General features: G+C 62.8%; 17 protein-coding genes. 7 read left to right on the top strand and 10 right to left on the bottom strand.

Annotated elements, in window-relative coordinates; all coding sequences use genetic code 11:
- Window positions 1-72 precede the first annotated feature (72 nt).
- The 4 genes from M1D88_RS09745 to M1D88_RS09730 form a co-directional block, all read right to left on the bottom strand.
- Window positions 73-1,380 carry a glycoside hydrolase family 26 protein gene (locus M1D88_RS09745; protein ID WP_458114310.1) on the bottom strand — a complete coding sequence of 436 codons (1,308 nt, stop codon included), beginning with the start codon at window positions 1,378-1,380 and terminating at the stop codon, window positions 73-75.
- A gap of 604 nt (window positions 1,381-1,984) precedes the next feature.
- Entirely contained in the window at window positions 1,985-2,152 is a 168-nt protein-coding gene (locus M1D88_RS09740) for a hypothetical protein (RefSeq protein ID WP_458114309.1), read from the bottom strand.
- 131 nt (window positions 2,153-2,283) lie between these two features.
- On the bottom strand, window positions 2,284-2,724 hold the full coding sequence (locus M1D88_RS09735) for a RidA family protein (RefSeq protein WP_458114308.1): 441 nt from the start codon (window positions 2,722-2,724) through the stop codon (window positions 2,284-2,286).
- Between the two features lie 59 nt (window positions 2,725-2,783).
- Entirely contained in the window at window positions 2,784-3,758 is a 975-nt protein-coding gene (locus tag M1D88_RS09730; protein WP_458114307.1) for an MFS transporter, read from the bottom strand.
- Between the two features lie 31 nt (window positions 3,759-3,789).
- On the opposite strand from M1D88_RS09730, the gene M1D88_RS09725 reads away from it, so the two are divergent.
- On the top strand, window positions 3,790-4,602 hold the full coding sequence (locus M1D88_RS09725) for a LacI family DNA-binding transcriptional regulator (protein ID WP_458114306.1): 813 nt from the start codon (window positions 3,790-3,792) through the stop codon (window positions 4,600-4,602).
- 545 nt (window positions 4,603-5,147) lie between these two features.
- Here the strand turns inward: M1D88_RS09725 and M1D88_RS09720 are convergent.
- Window positions 5,148-5,687 carry a LysR substrate-binding domain-containing protein gene (locus tag M1D88_RS09720; RefSeq protein ID WP_458114305.1) on the bottom strand — a complete coding sequence of 180 codons (540 nt, stop codon included), beginning with the start codon at window positions 5,685-5,687 and terminating at the stop codon, window positions 5,148-5,150.
- A 131-nt stretch (window positions 5,688-5,818) separates the two neighbouring features.
- Between M1D88_RS09720 and M1D88_RS09715 the strand changes: the two genes are divergently transcribed.
- Window positions 5,819-6,115 carry a hypothetical protein gene (locus tag M1D88_RS09715; RefSeq protein ID WP_458114304.1) on the top strand — a complete coding sequence of 99 codons (297 nt, stop codon included), beginning with the start codon at window positions 5,819-5,821 and terminating at the stop codon, window positions 6,113-6,115.
- 767 nt (window positions 6,116-6,882) lie between these two features.
- On the opposite strand, the gene M1D88_RS09710 is transcribed toward M1D88_RS09715, so the two are convergent.
- Entirely contained in the window at window positions 6,883-7,545 is a 663-nt protein-coding gene (locus M1D88_RS09710) for a cob(I)yrinic acid a,c-diamide adenosyltransferase (RefSeq protein ID WP_458114303.1), read from the bottom strand.
- Between the two features lie 78 nt (window positions 7,546-7,623).
- On the opposite strand from M1D88_RS09710, the gene M1D88_RS09705 reads away from it, so the two are divergent.
- The gene (locus M1D88_RS09705) at window positions 7,624-9,327 is read left to right on the top strand and encodes a BCCT family transporter (protein WP_458114302.1); all 1,704 of its coding nucleotides are present in this window, start codon (window positions 7,624-7,626) and stop codon (window positions 9,325-9,327) included.
- A gap of 110 nt (window positions 9,328-9,437) precedes the next feature.
- Here the strand turns inward: M1D88_RS09705 and M1D88_RS09700 are convergent, their stop codons facing one another.
- The 3 genes from M1D88_RS09700 to M1D88_RS09690 all read right to left on the bottom strand — a co-directional run bounded on the left by M1D88_RS09700 (window position 9,438) and on the right by M1D88_RS09690 (window position 10,671).
- Window positions 9,438-9,656, bottom strand: coding sequence for a hypothetical protein (locus M1D88_RS09700; protein WP_458114301.1), 219 nt, complete (start codon window positions 9,654-9,656; stop codon window positions 9,438-9,440).
- 148 nt (window positions 9,657-9,804) lie between these two features.
- Window positions 9,805-10,506: a hypothetical protein gene (locus M1D88_RS09695; RefSeq protein WP_458114300.1), complete on the bottom strand. Its 702-nt coding sequence runs from the start codon at window positions 10,504-10,506 to the stop codon at window positions 9,805-9,807.
- 54 nt (window positions 10,507-10,560) lie between these two features.
- Window positions 10,561-10,671, bottom strand: coding sequence for a hypothetical protein (locus tag M1D88_RS09690; protein WP_458114299.1), 111 nt, complete (start codon window positions 10,669-10,671; stop codon window positions 10,561-10,563).
- Between the two features lie 477 nt (window positions 10,672-11,148).
- Between M1D88_RS09690 and M1D88_RS09685 the strand changes: the two genes are divergently transcribed.
- Window positions 11,149-11,343, top strand: coding sequence for a hypothetical protein (locus M1D88_RS09685; RefSeq protein ID WP_458114298.1), 195 nt, complete (start codon window positions 11,149-11,151; stop codon window positions 11,341-11,343).
- Between the two features lies 1 nt (window position 11,344).
- Here M1D88_RS09685 and M1D88_RS09680 read toward each other — a convergent pair whose 3' ends face one another.
- Window positions 11,345-11,932 (bottom strand): TetR/AcrR family transcriptional regulator, encoded by a 588-nt coding sequence (locus M1D88_RS09680; RefSeq protein WP_458114297.1) that lies wholly within the window; start codon window positions 11,930-11,932, stop codon window positions 11,345-11,347.
- A 184-nt stretch (window positions 11,933-12,116) separates the two neighbouring features.
- On the opposite strand from M1D88_RS09680, the gene M1D88_RS09675 reads away from it, so the two are divergent.
- The 3 genes from M1D88_RS09675 (at window position 12,117) to M1D88_RS09665 (ending at window position 15,365) form a co-directional block, all read left to right on the top strand.
- Window positions 12,117-12,461, top strand: coding sequence for a cupin domain-containing protein (locus M1D88_RS09675; RefSeq protein WP_458114296.1), 345 nt, complete (start codon window positions 12,117-12,119; stop codon window positions 12,459-12,461).
- A 9-nt stretch (window positions 12,462-12,470) separates the two neighbouring features.
- Complete coding sequence (locus M1D88_RS09670) at window positions 12,471-13,775, top strand: flavin monoamine oxidase family protein (protein WP_458114295.1); 1,305 nt, start codon at window positions 12,471-12,473, stop codon at window positions 13,773-13,775.
- 111 nt (window positions 13,776-13,886) lie between these two features.
- Entirely contained in the window at window positions 13,887-15,365 is a 1,479-nt protein-coding gene (locus tag M1D88_RS09665; protein WP_458114294.1) for an APC family permease, read from the top strand.
- The last annotated feature ends 10 nt before the right edge of the window (window positions 15,366-15,375 follow it).

Raw genomic sequence — 15,375 nt, 5'->3', positions numbered from 1 at the left:
GTTCGTCACCCCGCACCCGCTGCAGTGTTACCAGCAGGTGCGGGGCGACGTCGGCTGTGCGGAGCCGGCGGGTCAGCGGGCCGCCAGGGCCGTGGCGAGGGCATTCGCCGAAGCGGTGGAGCTGTTGATCCGCCAGTCGACTTCCTTGTTGTGGTGGAACCACACGAAACCGGTGATGTCGGGCTGGGCCGCAAGGTAGGAGACCAGGGCGGTGTTCCAGTCTGCCTTGGACCCTCCGGCCTCGGCCGACGCGGTCTCGGAGATGATGATCGGCTTGCCCGGGGCCAGGCTCCGAAGCGCGGTCAGGCCCTCGCCGAACAGGGCGGACGGCGACGTCCAGGAGCTCCATGATTGGGACGTGCCCCAGTTGTAGCCGTCCAGGGCCACGATGTCGACGTAGGCGGCGCCGGGGTAGAGCCCGGTGAGCGGTGTGGATCCCCAGTACGGAACGTTCGGAGCCCAGACCCACTGCACATTGGTGGCACCGGTGGCGGCGACGACATCGTGGACGTGGCGCCACGCGGCTACGTAGTCTCCGGGGCCATTGCCGTTGGCGGCTTCGGCCCAGGGGTACCAGTTGCCGTTCATTTCGTGGGCGAACCGCAGCATGACGGGCTTGCCCCAGGTCTTCAGGGCATTGCCCCACTGGGCGATGTAGGTGTCGAAGTCTCCGGCAGTGATGCGGTCCAGGGCGTACGCCGGCTGGTTGGCGCCGTTTCCGCTCCACAGCCAGGGCTCCCAGGTGATCAGGCTGGTGGCGCCGCGGGCATCGACGGCGTTCAGGTCCGTGATTGGGGCGGCCTGGCTGAAGTCCTTGTAGGACATGACGATGGAGGGGCTTTCATTGACCAAGGTGGCGACGGCGTCGAGCTCGCTGGTTGCCAGCGGACCGCCAGGGGTCGACACGCCGAACCTGAGCGGATCGGAACTGATCGGCGGGGTGGACGTTGTTGTGGACGTCTTCGTCCGGGCGGCCATCGTCATTGGTTCAGAACCGGCCGCCACGCTGTCACGTCCGGCATTGAGGGAGGCCGGGCTGTACGTGACGGTATACGCCGCGGCCGCCGATGCCTTTCTTGCCGTGGCTGTCAGTACAACGGTTGCGTTGGTTGTCGTCGGGATGATCACGTCCGCTGTGAAGGAACCGTTGGCTCCTGTAGTGAATGGGACGCTCGATGAGCCAGCCGTCACAGTTCCGGAAGACTGCCGGGCAAAGCCGGCGCCGGTCACGGTGACGGACGCTCCCGCCGGACCGGCTAAGGAACTCAGGGTGATCTCTGCCCGTCCTGCAGCCTGCGATGGCACGGCGATGCCCAACAAAACAACCAATGGCAGGACCAAGCCAGCCACCACGAGCCGAACTAATCGATTCTTACGCACAAACACTCCCCAGCATCGATGAAAAATGAAGCCCCAGTAATGGGGCAAAGAGTTCCGGCCTCGGTGGCCCTAGACGGGGAGGCGCGGTGACTCGCGCTCAACCTGGCCGCCGAGGCCGCCCCCATTCCCCTTCCAAGTCCCATGCTCAGCGGGTTGGAAAAGGAGCCCCAGACCATGTTCGCAAACCGTAGAGGCCATGATCCGGAACCGGAAGGAATCCTTGGTAAACCCTGTGCACGTCCTGACGAAGCTTGGACAATCTTGGGCAAACCCTGCGCTGCCGATTCCGATCGCGGAGGTGCCGCATCCGGGCAGCACGAGCAGTTTTCATCGCCACCAAGGGAAAGCGTCGCCTACCGCCGAGGGGAGTGGCAAGCTATTCTTCGTTCAGTCTGGCAATGTAGCCGGCCATGCCCGGAACCGTGAACTTTTTTGGAGTCAGGGTCCTCACGGTGCTGCCTTCTGGTTTGCGGCCCGTCGTGAGACCTCCTGACATCGACCAGGCGTAACGGCACGCAACGTCTTACAGGTCCAGTTATCGAGAGCTGTCGTCTTTCCGGCGGGTAACCAGGATGGGAACCTGGGAAGTGGGCCAGAGACACGCCTAACGTTGGCGCCTCAGGATCATCTGTTCGAGGCTTATTCGAAGTTCATAGCCGCTGGCCTTGTCGATGACGTTGACATTGCTCGCCGTCCAGACGATTTCCGAGTCGGAGGTTGCGGTGTCAATAGTGCCGGTTCGAACTAGCTTTCCATATTGCCATACTTGCACTTCCACTCCTTCGAGCGTGCACCAATCATCGAATCGGATGAAAGCTGTGTCCACGCACGTTCCTTTCGGGTTCCCGTGTCCGGGGGTCAACGGCTGGTGACCGCTGACCCCCGGGTGGTGAGTGGTGACTTTCAGAAGGCTCTTTCCACTGGGGAGGAATTCCCGCCAGTGATTACTGCCATGAGTTCGATTTCGACGACGGCGTCAGGGTGGGGGAGGGCCGAGACGACGATGCATGACCGTGCAGTGTATTTGCCTTCGAAGTATGTGCTGTAGGTGCTGCTGACGTCGGGGAAGTCCTCGGTGCGGGTTATGAAGATGGTTGCTTTGAGTACGTGTTCGAGGCTGCTGCCCGCGTGGTTGAGGATTTTGGTGATGTTCTCGAGCACTTGGTGGGTTTGAGCGATAGCGTCGTCTGGGCTTTCGATTCTTTGGGTGTGGGGACTTATCGGGAGCTGGCCGCTCAGGTAAAGGACGTTGCTGTGGGCGGCTGCTTGGGAGTAGGGGCCCGCAGGGGCAGTGTCAGTTGTGATTCTTCGGACGGTGCCCGAGGGTTGGATTAGCACGCTCATTGTTTTTCCTTGTCCTGCTTGATAGTCAACGGTTGCTTTGGGTTGGCCCGATGGAGGGTTTAGTGGGAAATGTCTTCAAGAACGGCGCGTTTTGTTTCGGGGAGAGTGATCAGAACGATGGCGGCGGCTAGTACGAATAGTGCGGCGCTTGCGGTGAATACGAGGCTGGTTCCTCCCGCGGCGAGCAGAAGGGGGACGACGATGGGGCCTAGGAGCGCGCCGAGGCGTCCTGCGGCGGTGGCGGTTCCGACGCCGATACCGCGGGCCCGTGTGGGGAAGAGCTCGGGCGTGAATGCGTAGATGGAGGACCACATGCCGAAGAAGAACTGCAGGAGCGAGCCATAAATCATCAGTTCTGTTTCGCCGGCGGCTTGGCCGTAGAAGAATGCGGCGATGGCGGAAAGAACTGTGTAGAGGGCGAGGCAGTATTTCCGGCCGATGACTTCGATGAGGAAAGCTGCGGACAGGAACCCTGGGATGCCCCAGAGGGCCATGAGGAGAATGAAGCCGATGCTCTTGGTGACATCGAATCCGCTGTCGGTGAGCAGTTTGCCGATCCATGTGGTGAGGCCGTAGTAGCCGAAAAGGATGCAGAACCAGACGAGCCAGAGCATGAGGGTCCGTCGGCGGTATTCAGGAACGAACAGTGAGCGGATTCCGCCTTGGCTGTCTGCTCTGGCATGCGTGGAGGCATCGACCGTGTAGGCCGGGAGGGAAGCGCCGGTGGCTTTGGAAACGGCATTTTCAATTCCGGTCATCATGCGGTCCGCTTCGAGTGTGAGGCCGCGGGAAGCAAGCCAGCGCGGTGATTCGGGAACGCTGCGCCTGATGACAAGGGCCCACAGGGCCAGGGCGGCCTGGAGGGCAAAGAAACCGCGCCAGCCCCAGTTCGGCACCATGAAGTAGGCGATGGCGCCTGCGGTGATGAAGCCTACCGGCCAGGCTCCTTCGAGCAGTGCGGCGTACCGGCCGCGTTTGCTGGCGGGCATGAATTCAGCAATCAATGCTGCCGCGACCGGGAACTCGGCGCCCATGCCGACGCCGAGGAGAAAACGGAAGCCTGCAATGCTGTTGAATGTTTCGCGGGTTCTCTCGCCGTCTAAGACGCCCGGTCTTCAGGCAGCATCTGAGGCGACCTCGTCAAGGATCAGAGAGGTTGCCCGGGAAGTTGGCTATGCTCCAAATCCGCATGCCACGGGGCTGCGCACCAGCCGCAGCAGCCTCATCGGCGTCCTCGTGCCTCGACTCACCGACTTGGTTCTGGCCACGATCTACCAGGGCATCGAGGAAGCGGCGCGGGAGCGCGGCTACAACGTCTTTGTCGCAAACAGCGGTGACGATCCCCGGCACCTACTGTCCCTGGGTCACACGAGCCCGGCAGTAGTTGCCGGTGCATCCTATGCAAGCACAGGCCTTGATCGGACGGCCGGCTTCCTTAAAACGTACGCGGATGCCGGTCTGCCCATCCATAAAGACCGTGTACTCATCTCAGGCTTCGATGTAGAGTCTGGCCACCAGGCAGCCACGAAGTTACTGCAGCTCCAACCACGCCCCACAGCACTCTTCGCCGTCAACGATTTTGCGGCAATAGGGGCGTTCAGCGCCTTACGTGAAGAGGGGCTGCAAGCGGGCCAAGACGTCGGAATCGTAGGGTTCAACGACGTTTCCATAGCTGGAGCCCTCCCCATACCCTTGACCACAGTTCGATCGAGAATGACTGAAATGGGAAAGCAAGCTTTGGAATTGATTCTTGCCCGCATAAACGGTCAGGAAATCAGCTCACGCACCCTGGAGCCGCAGCTAATTGTCAGAGAGTCCACGGTGCCGGAAGCCGGTCTGGCTGAGGGGCGTCTACCAAACCGTATTTCTACTGCCTGACGGCGGGAGCCTGCCTACGGGTTGCGGGTGCAAACTAGGACGATTCCATCCACCCCCTTGCTTTATCTGCCGACAACGGACGTTCTGTCCACTGAATGCGCCGGGCAACTCCTGGCGCTGGGCCAGTTATGGGTTTACCTCAGGGTTTATCCGGGGAAGTCCTCCGCGATTTTATTTCTGCGCCCATCTGATATCCGACCAGCGGGTGAGTCAGCGTCCGGAGCGCAACTAGGGGAACCGGGCAAAGCCCGAGAAATTTCAGGAGGAGGTAAGCGACGCAGGAGCGCCGAAGGGAAATTTTTTGCGGATGCCAGCGCTCGTAGCGCCTTAGTTGCACGGATGATCTGACCAGCGACGATGGACGATGGGGACAGCCACGCCGTCCTAGCTATCCGGACTCGCGAGGAAAAGGCATCGCAGAACGCAATTGAGGCGTCGTAGGGAAGGGACAGTTCAGAACATATGCGCCGTTATCGGCGTCCGGCTTGTCCTGTTGACGACGGGTTGCGGGGGTATGCCGGGCGCGCCTGATCCGTGTCGGGTTGTTACTGCACCGGTGACCGGTCGAGGGTGAATTCGTCCTGGCAGTATTTGAGGAGGGCGCGAACCTTTTGGGAGGGGGTAGTGCCGCGGGGATGGGCTGCGACGACTGCATTGTCCGGCAGTTCGTCCTTAATGCGCCGGTAGGCCAGGGGCAGTCCTTCGTAGGTGCGGTCTCCGAGGGGTCGTCCCATGAGGACGGAGTATGCCAGACCCCGTGCAACGAGTGAACGGGTGGTTTCGGCGTTGGTGCTGCCCCATTTGATATGCGGCTCGAATCCTGCGCTGGGCAGCTGTGTTTCGGCCAGGTCGCGTGCAGGCTGCAGGCCCAGGAGCGCGGCGGGGGAGTCGCTCAGGTCGCGCAGGGCTATTTCGTTCTGAACGGCCAGCGGGTGGTCGGGGTTGAGCAGGAGCTGGAGCCGTACGGGTGCAATGGTGGTCTGCTCCATCTCGGTGTTGATGTGCAGGGAGTACATGAGTCCGACATCAAGTTCCCCGGCGAGCAGCATGAGCCGTGGGCAAGATCGGCCAATAGTTAGCTGCATCCGAGGTGCCCGGCGGCGCCAGGCGGATGAAGTCACGTTGGGAGGTAGCCAGCGACCACTTGGGTCCTTGTGCCACTTGGAGCGGCATCCTGCTTCGGTATCGGAACGGACTGGCCGCGGAGCCCGTCGTCTTGGCGAAGCTCTACCATCTCAAGCGCGGCAGCAACTCCCCGGCCGAGGTCAGCGAACTGCACGTGGCCTTGCAGGAAGACGCCTTATTGACAGACTTCCAGGAGTTCGCCCGCAACGGACTGGAGACCAAGATCAAGTCCAGTTGGCCGCAGGCGGCCGCGGTGACTGACCAGCATTCATCCTTCTCGCGCAAGTTCCGGAGTCTACTGGGGATCGCCAGCGATAACGACCTGCTTCTGCTGCACAAAACTCAGTCAGCGAAGAGTCTCGGCAACCTTGACGAGCTGTTCTCTTGATTTCCCCGTTCTGGCGTTGGGCGACCAAGGTGGCGTTGACAGTGAGGATGTCCCGGAGCATGAGCTGGAAGCCGTCGATGCGTTTCATTGATCTGTGCGGTGTGGTCGGCGAAATCACGCAGGTACTGCTGGAGGTCTTCACTGATCTTGCATCATTGATGTTGTCAGCTCTGACTTTCACGGCGCTGCCCAGGGGCTGGAAATTTCGCCCTCCGCGCTATATAACCATGTGCGCTCCAAGCACGATGCACTGCTGCTCGTTCAGGTCGCAACATGACCAAGGTGGCGGTGGAGGTCATCGCATCTGAACCTTGCGACGAAGTGGGCCGGCGCTCGGCCTGCTCCTACCGGAACTACCGGAACAAATCCGCGGTAGTACTGGGCGACTATAAGACGGATCCGGACACCGAACTCGAACGGCCCGAGCGAATCTCGCTCGTCGACAGCGCCACAGCGGAGCTGAAAATCGTGGAGTTGGGCGCCAGTTACTCTTACCAGTGGCTGGGCCGCGGCCCGCAGCGTGAGGCCGTGGTGCTCGGGAAGGATGGGGCACCGCACGTCCCGGATCCGGACTCGGGCGCGAACCGCGGAGCATTCCGGTGGTGCAGGCGTGGATCGAGCAGGACGAATGGCAGCAGCCCCGCGCCTGCCAGGGGCTACATGCCGTGGACGTCGACTCCGGCGAAATCCGGCTCAGCACCGAACTGCCGCCCACACGCCGAACGAGCCCACCGGCGTCGAGGGCTGAGCCGCCGGTCCGCCTGTTCCTACTCGTCGGGGCTTTGGGCGGCGGCGGTGTCAGTGCCAACCGGCTGCACCGATGCCTCCGGGATCCACACGATATCCCCGTGCTCGGCATTGGCCCCGCGCGCCAGGACGAACAGCAGGGACGACAAGCGGTTCAGATAGCGCGCGGTCACCGGATTGACCGTATCCGGATATTCCTCGACGGCGATCCAGACCGCCCGCTCGGCGCGCCGGACCACGGCCCGGGACATATACAGCAGCGCCGCCCCGGCAGTGCCGCCGGGGAGCACGGTGCCGCTGACGCCCTCGGAATCCGCGGCGAAATGTTGTGCGGCACGTTCCAGCCGGTCGATATGCCCCTGGACAATCCTTGCCCGCGCCGTCTCCGGCCGGCTTAGCGGGACGGAGAGGTCCGCCGTAAGATCGAAAAGGTCGTTCTGCACGCTCGCCAGCATGGATGTCAGGTTGATTGGCAGACCGCCGATAGCGACGGCGACGCTGATGGACGCGTTGGCTTCATCGCACTCAGCAGAGGCGGCAACCCGTGCATCCCGCTTGGCCACGCGTCCGTGGCCGCCGAATTCCGTGTGTCCGTCGTCTCCGTCCCGCGTGTAGTCGGCGGGCTCCGGGGCTGGGGATTCTTCACTGGGAGTCATGGCGGCAACTATACTGACGAAGGCCACGCGGCGAACAACTAGCTATCCTCCCGGACGGTGGACTGCACAAGGACCGGCATAGCCCACGATTTTGTGAGGAGTCCGATGAACCATCATTCAAGCGACGACCAGGACCTGGAGGAGCGGCTGGGGGAACCCGCATCATTGCCGCCGGCCCAGGGCTGGGCGAGCGTTGACAAGACGGTCTTCGGCGTCTCGGCCGGGATCATTCTGGTGCTCATCCTCCTCGGCGTATTCTTCACGGACGCCGTGGGGGACGGCGCCGCGGCGGCCCTGTCCTGGATCACCAGCACCTTCGGCTGGCTGTTCATCCTGGGCGCCTCCGGATTCGTCGTATTTTCCCTGGTCCTGGCCTTCGGCCGCTACGGACGGATCCCGCTCTCCTATGAAGGCGAAGCGACAGAATTCAGCACCCTCTCTTGGGTCGCCATGATGTTCAGCGCCGGCATGGGGATCGGACTGATGTTCTACGGTGTGTACGAACCCGTCACCCATCTGGCTTCCCCGCCGCCCTTTGTCGACGTCGCGCCTGGCAGCCCGGAGGCCGCCAGGACCGCCATGGCCTACACGATGTTCCACTGGGGTCTGCATCCCTGGGCGATTTATTCCGTCGTCGGGCTGGCGCTGGCCTATTCCACCTACCGGATGGGCCGAGGCAACCTGATGAGCGCCCCGTTCCAGTCCCTGTTTGGCCGGGAACGCATCGAAAAGAGGGGCTGGGGCAAGCCCATCGACGTCTTGGCCATCATCTGCACCAAATTCGGTACCGCCACCTCGCTCGGTCTCGGGGCGCTGCAGATCGCTGCGGGCCTAGCGCTGCTGCGCACCGGCAAATTCGAGGAAGACCCCACGGCCGCGGTGCCGATCATCGTGATCTGTGTGCTGACCGTCGGCGTGGTGCTCTCCGCCGCCAGCGGTATCTCCAGGGGCATTAAATGGCTGAGCAACACCAACATGGTCCTGGCCGGGGTCCTGCTGCTGTTCGTCTTTGTGGCCGGCCCCACGCTCTTCATCCTGGATCTGCTGCCCTCTGCCATCGGTGCCTACTTGACCGAGTTGGTCCCGATGAGTTTCCATTCGGCTGTTTTCGGAGGCAGTGACTGGCTGGCCAGTTGGACCATCTTCTACTGGGCCTGGTGGATCTCCTGGACCCCGTTTGTCGGCACTTTCATCGCCAGGATTTCCCGCGGGCGCACTATCCGGGAATTCGTCCTGGGCGTGCTGCTGGTGCCCACCGCCGTCAGCATTGTGTGGTTTGTCATCTTCGGCGGAGCCGGCATGAACCAGCAGCTGAACGGCGTGGACATCGCCGGCACCGGCAGCGAGGCGGCAGGGTTCTTCGCAGCCCTGCAGAACTACCCTTTCTTCATCGGGGCGGCGCTGGTCGTTATGGTTCTGACCGCCGTTTTCTTCATCAGCGGTGCCGACGCCGGCGCCCTGGTTCTGGGGACCTTGTCCACACGCGGCAGCAAGCATCCCTGGAAGCCGCTGGTGATCTTCTGGGCCCTCCTCACCGGCGCGGTGGCCGCGGTCCTGCTGGCCGTCGGCGGGCTCGCCGCCCTGCAGACTTTCACCATCCTGGCCGCCAGCCCGTTTGTGCTGATTATCATCGGGCTCTGTGTCGCACTGTACGCTGACCTGCGCCGCGACCCGCTGCGCCAGCGCCGGCTCGGCCCGGTTCGGGGAACGACGGGGCTGCAGGCAGCCGTCCCCTTCAGCGAGGCGGCCATGGTCGAAGCGGAAGAAGGTGCCGAAGCGGCCGACGACGACGGAAGCGGGACAAAATAGACACCTTGGCCGCCCGCTGATGGGAGCGGATCTCGGCCGGATTTGCCCAGGGCGCCCCTCTTGTTGGGCGTCAGCCGAGCTGGGCGCGCCGAGAACCAGGGGCAGCGGAACTATGGAGCTGCCTGAGTGGGCCACTTCCGCCCACTATGCGCCGACGTCGCGCCGGTGCAGCGCCAGTGCGCTGAGCAGGACCAGTGCGGTCGAGATGCTCCAGCGTCGATCTGGGTCTCGAGGGTGGTCACCCCGTTGATGTGGCTGTAGGTCCCGGTGAGAATCGATGGACGGCTAGGAGAGCAGAGCGCGTTCGTCGCGAAGCAGTTTTTCAGCATCCAGCCATCGCGGAGGGCCGATTGGCGGCAAGCCCGGTCCGGAAGACTCTTGGAGCAGAAAACAGAACAGCCCCACCCCCCCGTCTGGGGAAACCGGGAGCTTCGGAAGCAGCGTCCTGGAGTGAAATGGAATGTTGAAGCCTGTGCTCTATTGGCGTCGATAACCGGCGGCTCTTGTCATCTCGAAGGGGATATCCGGGGATGCCGTGCCCGGCATGGCTGCCAATGACGCTGAAATAAGCGCTGTTATAAGAGCCACACAGACCCGGAATGTTGCTCTATTCATTTTTCCCCGTTGTTTTGAAGATGTTCTGAGAGACCTTGCCACCAGGGCCAGAGTGAGGACGAGGGGCAGACCCGCGATAACCGTCTGGACGTACCGAAGGTGGAAGGACTGCGTGATGGACCCGTCAGTCATCGTGTATGTGCATTGCAGCCCCAAAGGCACGAAGACGTAATCAGCCCCTGGCTGCACAGGTTGGCCTTCAGGATTTTGAATGGTCCCTGATGGCAAATACCCATTGAGACAAGGGAAGGTGATGCTGGGCAACTGATGAACCATCAGCCCTTTGTCGAGGAGACCGACGAAGCCGTAGCACATGATGGATAAGACGGCAGCAAGCAAAAAGCGTCTCCACGGTTTCGACATAGCCATTGCCCCCATGGGTAGGGCTTCTTTCTTCCCGTGTTGATCTTGGTCTGTGCTGGTTCGCGGGTCGCTCCCACCGGAGGGGACGCCAACGACCAGGAGAGCGGTGCTGTTCGTCGATCGGGCCGCCATGGCATGGAACAGATACAGGCCTCCGGTCTCATGGGGGCATGCATCTGTTTTTTTGCGGCTGGTTTTCATCAGTGCCGCTTCCGGTCACCGCCACACCAGGGGGAAGCAGCGGTGACCGAAGATTTAGGTTGGGAGTGCCCCTTCCTCTTCCTGGCTGGCTTTGCGGCGGCGCATGAGCCTCAGGCTCCCGCCTGCTGCCAACTGTAGGCCTGCGAGGAGCAGGAGTGCGTTCATGGCGGGAGATCCCGTGTTGGCCAGGGGACTGGCAGCCGGTGTCTCCGGGAGCGCGGGGGTGTGACCGGGTTGGTGGTGCAGAGCGGGCTGTCGTGAGTGCAGTTTGCATCAGCGCCGAGGGCGTTATGAGCATGCCGGCGCTGGGCGTATTTCGGCTTTTGGCGGTTCGAACTGGACGTTGGAGAGGTTTGATGAAGCCAATGCCTGGGCGGCCGCGAATGGCAGGCGGCCCCTCACAGTTGTGAGCAATTACTTCGGCTTGGCGGAGGCCTACGATGTCCCGTGGGCCGGATGCCGCACTGCTACCGACCCGGAGTCCAAGCGTTGGCTCACAAACGTGACGTTGCGCTCCTGCCCTGATCTTCCCAGGCCCGCGGGTTTTTCGCCCGCGCGAACCCTGACAACCTCAGTGACCCCGATCTCGTACGTTGTTTTTACGGCGATGCGAACTTTGAACGGAAGCGCCGGGCTGAACAGTTGGCAAATGAATTCGGAGTGCCGGCTACGGCCGTGGCGTTGCCCTACGTGCTGGCCCAGCAATTCCCAACCTTTGCATTGGTTGGGCCACGGTCAATCGCAGAGTATCGCGGCACGATGACGGGTCTGGGCATCGAACTAAGTGAGCAGCAAACGTCGTGGCTGGATCGACGCAGCGGGCCAAACGAGCGTTAGCTTAGCGTTGTGGGCCAGTCCGGAGGAGCAGCACTTCGTGAACTTCCTCAAGGGACGCCGCAATGAGTGCGCGGTCCACACCCGCGAGGTACTGGAGCACCAGGCCGTCCAGTGCCGCGAACAGCGTCCGTGCCACGATCTGCACGTTGGTGGTGACCCCGGACGCGGTGAGGCCATCAGCCAGGGTGTTGACATAGTTCTCATAGAGGGCGGTAACCGCGTCCGCCAGTTCGGGCCGCCGCCGGGCCTCGAGGATCATCTCGTATTGGAAGACCTGCAGTTCCGGTTCGGCCAGCAATAGCTCCAGGAGTGACTCTGCGAAGGAATGGCCCACGGCTGCCGCTTCCCGCAGCTGGGACGCGTTGATGGACTGGTCGGCCGCCCAGTCCAGGGCCGCGGCGATCAACGCATCGCGGGTTCCGAAGTGGTGGGCCACCAGTGTGTTGTTCACACCGGCGGCTTCCGCCACCGAACGATATGTGAGCCCACGCAGGCCTTTGGCCGCCACCACGCCGACGGCGGCGCGCAGCAGGGCTTCCTTGCCCGTTCCGTATTTGGACGGAGCGGCAGGAGCGGCGGAGCTTTTCATATGCCGAGTCTAGCCATTGCTTCCGGCTTCCCTGCAACCCCTCTTGACTTAAACTAAGCAAGTGCTTAGATTCATCTCAGTGGTGATGTGGATCACTGATTGGCGATTCTGCGTTGCTGCCTCACCTGAAATTCCCTTACCGCCCCGGTTCAACCGCCGGTAAGGCAAACCACTGGAGCCCAACGTGCCGGAAACCCCTGCTTTCACCACTTCGTCCGCCCTCGACCCGAACAAGAATGAACCCTTCGAACTCGGCCAGGTCCAATGGGTCCGCCGCTTTGGAGAGGGCGGCCGCACGGACCTCGCCTGCGGATACTGGCATGTCACTCCGGCGGAGGCGCCCGACCCCTTCGACCTGGTGATTCATGCCGACGAGACGATTTCCCTTGTTGAAGGACACCTCCGCATCGAGGTGGAGGGCCGGGACTCCTATGACCTCACCGCCGGATCCGCAGCGTCCTTCAACAAAGGCGCCCGCACCAGGTGGGAAGTGCTGGCGCCCACCGTCGAATTCTTTGTGTATTCCTAGGTGGTGGCCGTGGACCACGAACTGTACGACGTTGTGGTGGTTGGGGCCGGCTTCGCGGGGCTCACGGCCGCCCGCGAGCTCAGCAGGCAGGGACTGTCCGTCCGTATCGTGGAGGCCCGCGAGCGGATCGGCGGACGTACCTGGCTGGACCGGCGGCTGGGGCGCGACCTGGAAATCGGTGGCACCTGGGTGCACTGGACCCAGCCCTATGTCTGGGCTGAGCTGAAGCGCTACGGCCTGGACACCACGCCCAGCCCTGAACCGGAACGGGCCTTCTGGTGGGCGGACGGGCGCCGCCATGAGGGCGGGCCGGACGAATTGCTCCGGCTCATCGGCGGGATGAATGGCGAATTCGTGAAGTACTCCCGCGAGTACTTTCCGGAGCCGTTCAGGCCCCTGTCCCGCAACAATTTCAAGGCAATCGACCATGTGTCCGTCCAGGACCGGATCCGCCAGCAGTTCCCTGCCGGCGCCCAGCGCGACATCCTGGAGTCCTTTTGGGCATTGAACTTCAACGGTCCGCTGGAGAATGCGGCCCTGACACAGGCCCTTCGCTGGGTCGCCCTGACCAACGGAGACTGGGCGGTCAGCTTCGAGGCCTGCGCCACCTATAAGATAGTCGGCGGCACAGCTGCCCTCGCCGACGCGATCCTCGCTGACTCCGGGGTCGGCGTCGAACACGGTTTCACGGTGGACCGCGTGCACGACGCGGGCACGTCGGTGCGCATCCGCAGCACCGATGGGCGGACCGTTCGCGGGCTGGCCGCGATTATCACCATTCCTCTGCATGCGATGCAGGCGGTGAACTTCGAGCCGCCACTGTCGGCCGCCAAGACCGAAGGAATCCGCCTCGGCCAGGTGTCCAAAGGAACGAAGGTCTGGATCAGGTTGAAGGGAGACCACACACCCTTCGTGGCCCTCGGCGGCGCCGACTGGCCCCTGAACTTCTTCCAGACGGAATACGGCATCGATGGCGGCACCATTGTGGTGGGATTCGGACCGGACGCCGCAAAAATCGACGTGGAGGACGCGGCCGCGGTCCAGGAGCAGCTGGTGCGCCTTGTCCCGGACGCTGAAGTCGCGGGAGTGGCCAGCCACAACTGGGTGGAGGATCCGCTGTCCGGTGAAACGTGGCCCATGCACGCCACCGGATTCCTGTCGACCCACCTCGCAGTCCTGCAGTCGGCCCATGGCCACGTCCGGTTTGCAGGCTCGGACATCGCCAACGGCTGGGGTGGTTTCATCGATGGCGCAATCGAGAGCGGCATGGAAGCCGCCCTCGCAACTGCTGCTGCGCTTAGGAACAACAACTGATCGCTGCACGACAAGGCGAACCACCTGCCCGCTGCGATGCTGGATTTCACGGTACCTGCCCCCTAGGGTGGCACCCTTTCCCCAACACTCATGACCGTTAAGAAGGATCCAATGAGTATTTCGAATTCCGAGTCCCGGACCACTGAAGCCTCTCCCCGCACCGAGCATTCAACCGCCCTTCGCGCCGGCAGTATCGGCGTCATGGGCATCCTGTTCTTTGTCCTGTCCGCCCAGGCGCCCCTCACTGGGATCGTCGGGGCTTCGCCGCTCGCGGTTGCACTCGGCAATGGCGCCGGTGCCCCCGGTGCCTATCTGATTGTCGGCATCGTAATCGTGATCTTCGCAGTCGGCTTCGTCGCGATGAGCCGCAGAATCCAGGCGAACGGCGCCTTCTACGCCTATGTGACCGCCGCCTTCGGGCGGAAGATCGGCGCCGGCACGGCCTGGCTGGCCCTGCTGGCCTACAGTACAGTCCAGGCAGCGATGTACGGGCTCTATGGTGCCGCGTTCTCCGGCCTGCTAGCCTCAACCGGACTGGACATCCCCTGGTGGCTGCTGGCTTTGGTCACCATGGCCGGCGTACAGGTGCTGGGTTCCCTCAACATCGAACTTGGCGCCCGAGTGCTGGCCCTCCTGGTGGGGTTGGAAGTGGCCGTCCTGCTGATGTTTGGCTTGACCGTCCTGTTCCGCGGTGGCGGTCCCGAAGGCCTCAGCTTGGCCGCGTCCTTCTCGCCGGAAGCTATTGCCTCCGGCGCCCCGGGGGTGGCCATCATGTTCGCTGTGGCCTCCATGTTCGGCTTTGAGTCCACGGCTATCTATTCTGCAGAAGCCAAGGATGCGCACCGCACGGTGGCGCGGGCAACCTATTTGTCCGTCAGCGTTATTGCTGTTTTCTTCTCGTTCATCTCGTGGATGCTGGTGAGCTACTACGGCCCGTCCCAGGTGATCGATGCCGCAGGCGCGGCACTGGAGTCCGGCGATTCAACCGCCTTTGTCCTGACGCCGATGGTGGAACTTTTCGGGCCTTGGGCGGGAGTCACCACGGGCATCCTGCTGGTCACCTCCCTGCTGGCGGGGATCATTGCCTTCCATAACGGCATCAACCGCTACCTCCATTCCTTGGCACTCCGCGGTTCCCTGCCCGCAATCGTTGCCCGGACCAACCGGCACTGTGCACCCGCCACGGCTGCCTGGATCCAGACCGCTTCCGCCGTCGTACTGGTGGCGCCCTTCGCGCTGCTGGCATTGGACCCGGTCCTGACTCTTTTCTCGTGGTTCAGCGGGCTGGCTGTTGCGGCACTCCTGGTGCTGTACATGCTCTGCTCCATCGCCGTCGTCGGCTTCTTTCGCAGGGAAAAGGCCACGGGTCAGCTTTGGCAGACCCTACTGGCGCCGGCGCTGGCGTCCGTGTTGCTGGCCTGGGTCCTGTATCTGGTGGTCAGCAACTTTACGTCGCTGATAGGCGGCAGCGCAGAGACCGCAAATGCCCTGTTAGCAGCGGTCCCGGTGGTGTTCCTGGCCGGTGTACTGGTGGAAGGCCGGGTGGAGCGGCGCAGCGGGGCTGCAGTCATGGGGGACTCCGTCAGTTAGGTGCGCCTGC

It is taken from the genome of Arthrobacter sp. R1-13 (assembly GCF_054161475.1).
Note: the sequence above shows the minus strand (reverse complement) of the source record. Positions and strands in the feature narration are given on the sequence as shown.